Source organism: Dyadobacter sp. UC 10 (assembly GCF_008369915.1).
Taxonomy (GTDB): Bacteria; Bacteroidota; Bacteroidia; order Cytophagales; family Spirosomataceae; genus Dyadobacter.
Window position 1 is genome coordinate 1,154,635 of record NZ_VSRN01000001.1, and the last position, 12,220, is coordinate 1,166,854.

Annotated in this window: 7 protein-coding genes and 1 pseudogene; all 8 read right to left on the reverse strand. The window is 46.4% G+C overall.

Going from position 1 to position 12,220, the window contains the following annotated elements; translation table 11 throughout:
* Position 1 precedes the first annotated feature (1 nt).
* Positions 2-2,311, reverse strand: coding sequence for a polyphosphate kinase 1 (gene ppk1 / locus FXO21_RS04485; RefSeq protein ID WP_149638969.1), 2,310 nt, complete (start codon positions 2,309-2,311; stop codon positions 2-4).
* 166 nt (positions 2,312-2,477) lie between these two features.
* Positions 2,478-4,433: a DNA topoisomerase (ATP-hydrolyzing) subunit B gene (gene gyrB, locus FXO21_RS04490; protein WP_149638970.1), complete on the reverse strand. Its 1,956-nt coding sequence runs from the start codon at positions 4,431-4,433 to the stop codon at positions 2,478-2,480.
* A gap of 196 nt (positions 4,434-4,629) precedes the next feature.
* Positions 4,630-6,327: a hypothetical protein gene (locus FXO21_RS04495; protein ID WP_149638971.1), complete on the reverse strand. Its 1,698-nt coding sequence runs from the start codon at positions 6,325-6,327 to the stop codon at positions 4,630-4,632.
* A 185-nt stretch (positions 6,328-6,512) separates the two neighbouring features.
* On the reverse strand, positions 6,513-9,686 hold the full coding sequence (locus FXO21_RS04500) for a PVC-type heme-binding CxxCH protein (RefSeq protein ID WP_149638972.1): 3,174 nt from the start codon (positions 9,684-9,686) through the stop codon (positions 6,513-6,515).
* Between the two features lie 42 nt (positions 9,687-9,728).
* Positions 9,729-10,601, reverse strand: coding sequence for a ThuA domain-containing protein (locus FXO21_RS04505; RefSeq protein ID WP_149638973.1), 873 nt, complete (start codon positions 10,599-10,601; stop codon positions 9,729-9,731).
* A 206-nt stretch (positions 10,602-10,807) separates the two neighbouring features.
* A pseudogene (locus FXO21_RS04510) lies at positions 10,808-11,257 on the reverse strand (PIN domain-containing protein).
* Entirely contained in the window at positions 11,254-11,457 is a 204-nt protein-coding gene (locus tag FXO21_RS04520) for a hypothetical protein (RefSeq protein ID WP_149638976.1), read from the reverse strand. Before FXO21_RS04520 ends, FXO21_RS04510 begins: the two are co-directional and overlap by 4 nt.
* 34 nt (positions 11,458-11,491) lie before the next feature.
* Complete coding sequence (locus tag FXO21_RS04525) at positions 11,492-12,214, reverse strand: porin family protein (RefSeq protein WP_149638977.1); 723 nt, start codon at positions 12,212-12,214, stop codon at positions 11,492-11,494.
* Positions 12,215-12,220 lie beyond the last annotated feature (6 nt).

Here is a 12,220-nt window from a genome sequence, read left to right on the forward strand (position 1 = left end):
CTTATTGACCGGTCGCTTCCTCCTGGACTTCCGGTTCTGCCTGTTCTGTTTCCGTTCCCTGCGACTCCAACTTTTTATCTTCCGATTGAAAGAGGTGTGTAGCCATTACTTCGTCCAGTCTCACATTATAAAAGGCTTTGTGCACGTTGAGTGGCTCTACACCTTCTTCAATTTCGCATTTGATGTACGAACCGTCTTCCTGCAATTCATAAGCATTCACATTGTCCATCAGACTATAAGCCAGAATATGGATCGCTTCCTGACGTACGCGAGGGTCAACCAGCTTGAAAAGTGATTCGATCCTCTTGTCAAAACTCCGTACCATGGCGTCGGCGCTGCCTCCGTAAACAAGCGGGTTACCGTTCTGATGAAAGTAGAAGATACGCGAATGTTCCAGAAAATCTCCAACAAGCGATCTCACCGTAATGTTCTCACTCAATCCCTGCCGTTTAGGCCGCAAACAGCACATTCCTCTTACTATCAAACGAATGGGTACGCCGGCTTCGGAAGCTTTGTACAATTCCAAAATGGTATCCCGGTCTTCCAGCGAGTTGATTTTGATACAGATACCACTTTTTAATCCGGCTTTTGCATTCTCTGCTTCCTGCTGGATCAGTTCGATCAATTTGGCCCGCATGTAGCGCGGCGCTGTGATCAGGTTCTGGTATTCGGTCGGGATCGAATGCCCGGTTATGACATTAAAAAATTCGGAAATATCATGCGTATATTCCTCATTCGAAGTCAGCAGGCCGGTATCTGTATAAAGCCTCGACGTATCTTCGTTATAGTTTCCGCTTGAAAGGTGCGCATAGCGTAAAACGCGGTTGCCTTCATTGCGGACGATCAGCAGCAACTTGGTATGCGTTTTTAACAAACCGATCCCGTAAATCACAAAGCAGCCAGCCTTTTGTAGCCGCTGCGCTTCTCGGATATTATTCTCCTCGTCGAAACGCGCCTTTACTTCAAATAAGACCGCCACGTGCTTGCCGTTTTCAGCAGCATGCAAGAGCGCCTCGGTAACGCGCGAATTTTTGGCAAGCCGGTAAATTGTCAGCTTGATGGAAAGTACTTTCGGATCTTCGGCTGCCTGCTCGAGAAGCTGCAAAACCGGCTCGAAATTATTGTAAGGATGGTGCAGCAGAATATCCCGCTCACGCATGGTCTCAAAAATATCAGGAATGCGCTCACGATCCAGGCCGAGCGGCGGTACCGGCGGGTGAATCGGGGGGATCTGGTCTTTGAACTCCGGATGTTTGATAATATTCCAGAATGCGGTGTAATCGATCAGTCCCTCGGTCGGAAAGACATTGTAATCATCTATTTCCCAGCGTTTTTTAATAAGATTTAAAAGATCAGGGTTAATATCGGGCTCAATAGAAACCTGCACGACGCGCCCCAGCCTCCTGCTTTTAATCTTTTGCTTGATTTCATCAATAAAGTCCGCCTCGATATCGTCGCTTTCTTCCAGTGTAAAATCACCGTTTCTGAGAATACGGAAAAGGTTTGTGGAAACGATATCGACATTTCGGTACAGTTTATTAATATGCTTTCGGACGATATTTTCAATGGGTACGAAAAGCAGCTCGTCTTCCCGCTCTATGACGTAAAAACGCGGCAGGTTAAGCGGCAACTGCACAAATGACAGCTTCCGGTCTTCCTCGGACGTGGTTCCTTTGACCTGTGTAATCACACCCAGCACCAGTACTTTGGCAAGCAAAACAGGAAATGCATGCGTGTAGTCAAAAAGCATTGGCGTGAGCATCGGGTACACCGTGCGCTCAAAATATTCTTCAACAGCCGTTCTCTCTTCTTCCACGATTTCATCGAAACCCACGATCCTGAAACCGTGTTTGGCAAAAAGTGGCTTCAATTGGTTCGTGTAGCATTCGTTCTGCCTGCGCACAAAATCATGGATTTCGCGCATCATTACTTTCCTGAAAGGTATTTCCCGTAAACCCGAGTAGTCGAGACGTTCCTTACCGAAATCGAGGTAATTATAGAGACTACCGACCCGGATGGTAAAGAATTCATCGAGGTTGGAGGATGTAATGGCGAGGAATTTCAGGCGGTCAAAGAGGTTTCTTTCTTCGTCCAAAGCCTGATCGAGCACCCGGTCATTGAATTTCAGCCAGCTCAGGTCCCTACTGATCATATCGCTTTGCTGCACCAGGCTAGCCGCCTTCTCCGACGAGCTTACCACCTTGTTCTCTTCAGTGGGTGCCGGTTCTTTGGTGCTTTTGAAAAAGGCGAGCAAATTGGTCAGCTTACCCTTCTTTTCATTGCTATATGTGTGGTCGCTTGAATCGGACATAAAAAATCAATGTTGATAAATGTAAAACCTACTAAAATTTCAACGAATGTAAATAATCTATTGTTTCTGCCCGGATGAACTTTCTGTTAAATTTTGGCATCAAAAAGAAACGGATGACTGCCAATGACAGCCACCCGTTCTTACAAATCCGGTATGAAATCAAAGGCTATACGTCTACACGCGCATACTTTGCATTTTTCTCAATAAAATCGCGCCGCGGGGCAACTTCATCACCCATGAGCATAGAGAAAAGGTGATCCGCTTCTGCGGCCGACTCGATAGAAACCTGCTTCAAACTTCTTCTTTCAGGATTCATAGTCGTTTCCCACAATTGCTCTGCATTCATTTCACCCAAACCTTTATATCGCTGCACCCCCACAGAGTCTTCCTTCCCGGCACCAATCTCTCTGATCGCTTCTTCGCGCTGCAATTCTGTCCAGCAATACCGCTCTTCACGTCCTTTTTTAACCAGATACAACGGCGGCTGGGCGATGTAAATGTACCCGTGGTCGATCAGTATCTTCATATATCGGAAGAAGAAAGTCAGGATCAGGGTACGGATGTGACTACCGTCGATATCAGCATCCGTCATGATCACGATCTTGTGGTACCTGAGCTTGTCGATATTCAACGCGCGTTCGTCTCCGTCTTTTCCAATCTGCACACCCATTGCGGTGAACATATTTTTGATCTCTTCGTTTTCGTAAATGCGGTATTCCTGTGCTTTTTCTACGTTCAGGATTTTACCGCGAAGAGGTAATATGGCCTGATAAGCACGGTTACGGCCTTGTTTGGCAGTTCCGCCCGCCGAGTCCCCTTCAACGAGGTACAATTCACATACGTTAGGGTCAGTTTCTGAGCAGTCGGAGAGTTTCCCCGGTAAACCTGTACCTGTGAGTACATTTTTACGCTGAACCATCTCACGCGCTTTTTTCGCAGCAATACGCGCTTTGGCAGCCAAAATCACTTTATCGATAATAACACGCGCTTCCTTCGGATGTTCATCCAGGTAAGTGTCCAGCATTTCTGAAACTACCTGACTTACTACTCCGGTTACTTCCGAGTTACCCAGTTTCGTTTTGGTCTGACCTTCGAACTGCGGCTCCTGGACTTTAATAGAAATGACAGCTGTAAGTCCTTCGCGGAAATCGTCGCCGCTGATTTCGATTTTCTCTTTGGCCAGAACACCCGATTTCTCCGCGTAATTTTTGAGGGTCCTCGTCAATGCAGCCCGGAAACCCGAAACGTGCGTTCCGCCTTCGATGGTGTTGATATTGTTGACATATGAAAACACATTCTCACTGTAAGAAGTGTTGTACATCATAGCCACCTCTACCGGCACTGTTCCTTTCAGCGTTTCCATATGGATCGGCTCGGGAATAAGCGGTGTCCGGGTAGCGTCCAGGTAGGTTACAAATTCATTCAGACCAATTTCCGAATAGAATTCCTCACCCCGGAATTTACCATCTTCATCTTCCTCACGCTTATCCTCCAGCGTAATGCGGATCCGCTTGTTCAAATAGGACAATTCCCGCAAACGTGTTGCGACAGTTTCATATTTGAATTCAGTAACGCTGAATATGGTGGCATCCGGCAAGAAGTGGATAAAAGTCCCTGTTTTTTCAGACTCACCGATTACCCTTGTCGGGTACAATGGCTTACCTTCACTAAACTCCTGTTCGAATATTTTCCCCTCTCTATGGACTTCCGCGCGAAGGTGTATAGAAAGTGCATTTACGCAGGAAACCCCTACTCCATGCAAACCTCCTGAAACTTTATAAGTGTCTTTATCAAATTTACCGCCTGCGTGCAAAACAGTCAGTACGACCTCTAATGCAGATCTTTTTTCTTTTGGGTGCATCCCGGTCGGGATACCACGGCCATTATCCTGAACTGTAATAGAATTATTCTTTTCGATGGTGACATTGATCGTGTCACAATACCCGGCCATTGCCTCATCGATGGAGTTGTCGACAACCTCCCAAATCAAGTGGTGAACCCCTTTGAAGCCGGTATCACCGATGTACATTGCCGGACGCTTGCGAACGGCCTCTAAACCTTCAAGAACCTGGATATTTTCAGCTGAATAGCTGTTCACTTCAAGCACTGTTTCGTTTGACATATAGTTTATTTTTCACCTGGACAAAAAGAACCGATTTGTGGCCTTTTAAGCATGCAAAGATACGTTTTTTTTCGCAGGATTCCAGCCTTCAGGCAGTATTTAATCCATATCCCGGAAGCATCGGAAAATATTAAATAACCAATATTGATATTGATTAGTGATGCGCTAAAACAAGTCGGGAAGTACGCTTTGCAACCTATTGCAAAGTAAGTCCTCCGGCAGTTACCAGCAGCGATTTATCAAGCCGGAAAAAAGTTTTTTTACCCTCGTCACTCACATCCAGAACACCCAGCTCGTAGCCTCCGGGTTTCAGATCGTCTATCCGGAAAAAAGCATTGAAGCCCGGCTTGTAGTAAGTACCCCTCGTGATAATTTCCTTTCTTGCCTCCACTTTCGGATTTGCATTTGCCAGATGTATCTGTCCGTTCCCCTGGTCTTTCAAAACCAGAAAACGGTTGCCGGACAGTCCTTTTCTTATCGGTTGCTTATTGCTTGAAATGAAATAGTGTGTAAGGATTTCGGTTCTTTCCCGAGACAGTCGCTCCATTTTCCACTTCTCCACATACATCTTGTAATCTGTCGTCGTACTCGTCGCAGCGTTAAACATCGAGTCAAGTTCCGCCATTTCGACGACAGGTTTAGGTAAGCTGAAAAAACCTTTTTCATATCCGGGCGTCAGATAAAAGTCTGCATTCCGCGTAATCGCCTTCTCAACGGAGAACATATTATGATTTGTTTTCCAGTTATAGACGTCGGCCAGGTACATGGTTTTTTGCCCGGCCACCATGCCTGTAAATTTGTAATATGAGTAACCCCAGTAGAAAATGCTCAATCCGATCATGGCAGTCAGCACAGTCCTTTTTCTGAAAAAGGACGTGTAATCAATCAGCATAATGTAAAAGATGACGGTAGCAAGCGCAGCATAAATCTGGAAGCGACTGGCAATTGTGCTTCCTGCCCATGAGCGAAAAAGGGCGATCACTGTGCTGGTTATGAATATAAAGGCAAATAACGCGAGCAGCTCAACTGTCCCCGGCTTCGCAGTAACCGGTTTGCCGAAGTAAACCCGCGCTATTTTAAACAGAATAAATGCCATGAATGCGACCATCACAATACCCCACACTGCCGACCATAGCTCTGGCTCGGCCCAAAGCGACATGCTCGATCCTATAAAGCCAAAAAGCGATGAGAGAAAGCTGATTACATCGTTGGGTAGCCTTCCCGCCTGTCCGGATTCGTAACCAATAATGTAAATAAGGAAGCAGGAGATCATAAAAACCGTCGTCATAATCGCCCCTTTAAAATCTCTCAGGCAAAGAAAGTACAGGATGATGGCCGGAAAGGACAAGATACCGTTCCCATGCGTGAACGTGGCCAGAAAACAACACAACATAGCGCCATAAAAAGCGGAAGCACTGCGGCGCGAAACAAGTATGATGGCCGTGACAGTAAATGCGGTCAGGTAAGAATGCTGCATACCAGTCAAAGCCCAGTTCGAGATTTCGTGATACAGGGGCTGAAAAAAGAGAAACGGGGCTGGCAGGAAATAGATAAGCGGCAATCTGGTTTTCCTGAACTGCAAATACAGAAAATAGAAAATATAGATCAGATTGAAAGAGACCAGGACAATATAAAACCGGAAGTTCAGCTGGCCGGTAACGTAATATTCCATGAGGGCAACGAACCGCGGAACAGCCGCTTTATGGTCATTGAATGTCCTGAACAGTTCCTTTAACACGCCGGCCAATCCAAGGCCGCTCGGGGAAATCGCTTCAATGAACTGGATCAGAAGGAAATCGTCCTGATAAGGAAAATTTACTGAGTAGTAATAATTATAGGCTACAAAAATGAGGGCAACAAGAATAAGAACAACACCCGCTAAAATTCGCTGCATAGGCCAGACTAAATAGATGAAGAGCTTATCCGGCCCCCAAACCAAAGATATAGAAGGCAGGACGTAGCAAATCTAATTTATTAGTCGTTATTCTCAAATTCCAGCCTATGCACAACATACTTAACGGAACACTTTAAAGCATAAAAGCCACTTTAAGGTGGCTTTTATGCTGGTTTAATGCGTACTTACATCTTTTCCATCGGATGCTCTTTCAGCAGCTGTTCGGGTGAATAAAAATCCTTTTTGCTCTCCGTAGCGGCCCGAACCTGCTTCACTTTCTCAGGCGAAATGGCCGGCCCCTTATTGCCAAACGAATTCCTCACATATGTAAGCACTGCGGCAATTTCGTCATCCTTTAAGAGTCCCCCGAAAGGTGTCATCGGAACTTGTCCGGGATATTTCTTACCACTTACTTCAATAGGCCCCAGTAATCCTTTCAGTGCCAGTTTGATCAATCTCTCGTCGCTACCCAATACCCAGTTCGTGTTATTTAATGGAGGAAAACCAGCTGCGGCAAGTCCTTTTCCGTCAGGCTGGTGGCAAGTCGCGCAGTAGCCTTCCTTCGCATAAATCTGTCTTCCCTGGTTAAAGAGGATCAGATCATTTCCTTTCAGCGAAGTTTTGGCCACAGCTTCTTTGTCTTTCTTCACATTCTCCCCTTTCAAGTGTGCCTCAGCTGCTTCAAAGGCATGAATTGTCCATTCGTCAAGTGGCATCTTCTTAGCTTCCGCCAGAATAGGCAGCCCTTTTTCCTTACCAATCCACGATGCAGCAACTATACCTACAAGTCGTACACGGCTATTTTCATCTTTCACGGCCTGCATCAGCAGTTCGGCCTGATCCGGCACCTGGTGTCCGGTATAGCGCACAACCTGAACTGCCGCAGCGCGCGCATGGTAATCTTTGGCTTTCAGTAGTTGTTTTAATAGCTTTTGATCTACTTTATTCAAACCCCAGCTCACCCATAAACCTTCCAGCAAATGGTGTTCATAACGTGGGTCATTCTTGTCGAGCCCTGCAATCCAGGTATTCATTTTAGATAAAACCTGTGCTGCGTCACGTCCCCTCAACTCTCTTCTGGTACGGTATCTCGTGCGGTACTCAGGCAATTTCAGGTTATCCAGTAGTTGTTCAATAGTAGCACCATCGACTTTAGCTGGAATAACCAGCGGACGAGAAGGATAGGTAATGCGGTAAACGCGGCCGTGAGAATGGTCACGCAACGGGTCGCGCGCATTGTGCTGCATGTGTCCGATCAGGATATTATGCCAGTCGATCACGTAGAGGGAGCCGTCGGGTGCAAATTCCATATCCACGGGGCGGAAGTTGCGGTCTTCACTTACTACCAGGTCCTGCCGGTGGCGGCTTTTGTAACCAGTTCCGTCATCTACCAAAGTATGTTCTTTCGTCCCCAAAAAGCCGATCGTATTGTTGATCAGAAAATCTCCCTGCAATTCCTCGGGGAAATGGCGGCTTGATACAAATTCAAGACCGGAAGTCGGCCGCACACGGTGCTTGTCTTCTACCAGCTGCACCGATTTGTGCGTCGCTTCGCCGTATCTCGGCAAAACGCTGCCCGGCATCATCCACCGCACATCAGGACTCGAAGTTTCCGCAAAAAATGGCTGCCCCCAATCATCGAATGCAATACCCCATGGATTAGGGATTGAAAGCTGCGCGGTACGTTCAAGCTTTTTCAATTGTGGCGCATAACGGTAAAAGCCACCGTTCGTTGCACGAACCGGTCCGTAAGAAGTTTCTACATTCGTGTGCAGAAAAACGCCTTCTCCCGAATAAATGGCGCCCGAAGGGTCGACTGTGAATGCGTGGCTGTTGTGGTGCGTATCGTGGTCATCGAAACCGCTGAGCAGGATCTCCATTTTATCCGCCTTATCATCTCCATTCGTATCCGCAAAAAATTTAAGGTTGGTACCCGCTGAAACATACACACCTTCCGGGGCTATTTCGAAACCGAGTGGCAAATGCAGGCCATCGGCGAAAACGGTTTGCTTATCCGCTTTTCCGTCGTTATTAGTATCTTCCAGAATGATGATCTTGTCGTCAGGCTTCGTGTCTCCCGGCTTGTAATGCGGGTAACTCGGCATGGTCGCAACCCACAGCCGGCCTTTGTTGTCGAAAGACATCTGCATTGGTTTCGCCAGGTCCGGAAACTCTTCTTCGGAAGCAAAAAGCTCTATTTTATAACCCTCAGGCACTTTTAGTTTACTCAACGCATCCTGACCGTACAGGTATTGAAGACTGCCGTTTTTTTCCGGGTTAAAGTTGGTTTTGACCGGTGGCAATGGTTTCGTGTTCTTATCAGCAGCAGCCAGGTCTGTTTTCTGACCTTTTGAAGCAGCGAGCCAAACGGCTTTATCCCGAATATCTGTCATTTCCCGGATCTTCTCGATTTCCGCTGGATAATTATCTGGGCCGAAAGGGTTATACCTGCGACCATAAACGTGCACCCCGTTCGGGACTTTAAAATCGTTGTGCCACATCCAGTTTTTCTCATCAACAGCTGCATGGATTAACTGCCTGTTAGCCTCGGCCTTGGGAGCAGCTTTACCAAAAACCTGATCAGCCAGCAATACACCCAGCTTTTTATAACCTTCCGCATTCAGCTGAGAACCATCGATCGTTAACGGCTCTTTGCTTTCTGCGTACCATTTTTGCGAGGGTGTGAATGCATCTACGAAGAGAATCTTATTCTGATCTGCTACCTCTTTCATAGCTTTCGAGTACATCGAAAGATTCTCATTTTCCTTCTTACCGTTTGGTAAATCATATTGGCCAGACAAATCTTCAAATGCAATAGGAGAAACAATAGCCAGCTTAGGGGTAGTGGCGCCGTTGTATTTTTGGGTCAATGTGTATTTGATGAATGCATCGAGCTCAGCTTTGTAATTCGCAAGCCCCTCTTTGCCTTGAAAAGATTCATTATAGCCAAAAAAAGCAACGATAACATCTGCTTTCAGGCGGGTTAACCATTGGTCCGGTGTATCGAAGTGACCTTCACTTTGCGATGGATTAGCGAGTTCCGTCTGAAACTTTTCGGCTCCCGGAAATGCCCAGGGAGAGTTTCTGCTTGCGTGCGGTCTGAAACCTGGGGTGTCGCCACCGTCGCACATATTACGGATGAAAAGTTCATTTTGGGGATAGCGTACGTGCAACTCCGTCTCGAAGTTGTCGTAATTCATCATTCTGGATCCCAGGTTGTTTCCGAGCAAAACAATGTGCGAGCCTTTCTGAATGGCGATGGAGGCTGTTTGATTGAATTTGAAAGCACTGAACGCGATCAGGGCCAATCCAAATACAATAAGCGATATGTGAACGCTGATTCTTTTGGGTTTAGACATCTTGTTAGTAATTCTTAGGTTGGATTAGGAAGTATGCAGGTATTATTTCATGCCGCGGTATGCCACGTCAATATTCATTTTGCCTTTCCATTTTGGGATTGGAAGCCCTAGCTCCCAGTGTATCGCATTGATAACCAGTCGCTGAAAAGGTTCGAGTTTAAAATCCTCCGGGTGCCCCAGAGTGGTCATAAATATTTTGGCTCCGAATGAATTCGTGCCGGTCCAGGCCACCGGGTTCTCAATCGCCTCTTTGTCCGCATTCACCGCCTTCCCTGTCAAAAGCAACGTCGATCCTTTGGTAGGATAATCAGGCAGGACGCGGTACAGCCATGACCTGGCATGAAACGGGCCTTTTACCCCTGTCAATATCGGATTGCTGGCCTGGTCGGCATTGACCGTTACATCGGTACTGCTTTCGTGACCATAGTGCGTGTGCTTGGCTGCGCCGCCCCAGCCCGGAGGCGAGTTTAAAGCAAACTCCCCGAAGGCGTTCCACTTTTCACTTTCGTGGCCTTTTGGATAATTAAATGCGTGAGTGGTGGTTCGGAAGCCCATTACCGGTTTTCCCGATTTTAAATAAGCATCAATATGTGCAAGCTGGTCTTTCGGCAGCTGTCTCCATCTGAGGTAAAAAATAGCCAGATCAGCGTCCTTCAATGCTTCCAGCCCGGGGATGTTCTTTTCATCGTTTGGACCGTCCTTCGCTTTCAGAAAAATGGTTTTCATACCATAATTCTTTTCCAGCTCGGCTGCTACAATCGGCAGGGTTTCTTCTCCGCTATATTCGTGATCGCCGGTTACGAACACAACAACCGGCTTCTTTTTTTGTGCCAGGGAGACGCTGTTTGCGAAGATTGTAAAGGCTACTGCACAGATAACGAGCCAGATAAGGCGGCATGTACGCAATTTAATCATGTCAGGCTATTAAGAGTTTAGAATTAAAAATCTAAAATAATGGAATACTACCCGGGTTAAGCGCATCTTAATATTATTTTAAGATATGCAGATTAACACAGCTTCCATTATCAGACTCTAAAATCCAATATATCCCTTACTTAATGATAGTTTGAAATAACCAGCAATTCTGTATGAGCATTTTTTGAGAACAAAGCAGCTGGCCGTCACGCAGTTTCGAGATCAAATAGAAGTTTGAATAATTCGGGAGTTGTAACAATATGCTGATAACCCTTGCCCCGTAACCCTTCTATAAGCACTTTGTCGCCGGTCCATAGTTTGCAACCAAGATGGTTGGTTAAAGCAACAAAGGGGGTATCATTGATGTCAATATCCGACAAAAGTGCTTCTGCTATGGCAATTTCCTTGGGAGGAATCAGTTTTTCGTTAATGAAAATAATATGGGCTGTGACGAGTTTTTGCAGCTCGGTTAACTGCCCTGCCGTGAGCTTTGTAAATTTCAAAAGCTTCTGCTAATGTTTTAAAATTTCAAACTGAAGAAAATCACAGCTAAAAAATTCGAAATGTTTTTTTGAATCGATCAGGATGTGACCAATCCGGCTTGAAGAATTAAGTATGCCGCTAAAAACGACATTGGTATCAACAACAATTTTCATTCAGCAAAGCGCTCTCTATTCTCACTCCACCAAGCAGCATTGATACCGCTGGCAAGTGCGTCGACCTTTTCTTGATCCACCTGAAATGCAGAAGTAATTTCTTTATAGCGGGCAAAATCAATCAAATCTTGCAACTCCTCTATATCCACGGTCGCCGGCAGTCTGATTATCACTTCCTTATCAGTTCTTTCTATTACCATGACAAAGCTGTTTATTCAAATTTAATAAAAAACCCTAGAAGAACCGCAGACCAAGCGTCAGCGATGCTCTCGACAAATCTACGTGGTCGTCTTTTGATAAATGCAGAGTCGATGTATTAAAGGCGGTCTCCTTTTTCAAACGGTAAACCGCGCCCATCATGGCGCTGCCTGTGAGGTTCAATGCGAAACGATTACCAAGCCGCCGTTCAATCCCGACGCTCAGCCCCCATCCCATCGTGTTTGCCGAAAAATTCAGGTGCTCCGCGTCCACGCTGGCCTTATTATGGTAAGGTTGGTAACCCAGCATGAAAGAGCTGATCACCGAAGTTTTGAGACTCTTTAAAACGGCCCTGTGGATAACTGAACCGCTGAGATGCTGGATCAGCACATTTTCAGACAATCCGTCCGCTGCGCTGGCTTTGCTTTGATACCTGTCGTAAACCAGACCGAAACCGACCTGCCGCCAGAGAAAATAAGAAGCGTTTGCACCGAAGGATATCCCTGATTTCAGATCATCCATGTATTTTTCCTCCGCCGAACTGGCGATTATTCCCGACCTGAAAAGTCTTTTCGCCAGCCCTCCGTTCAAACCGAACTGCCACGTAGGAATGTAATGCTTTTCGGCCTCCTTTTCCTTGACTTTCAGGGTATCCTCGATCCGATCCTTTTTCCACTCTGCCCCGACTGTGTTTTGCGCATAAGATTGCAAAACAGGTAGTGCCAGGGTCATAATCAGCAGGATCAGTGCTTTGGTCATCGTTAA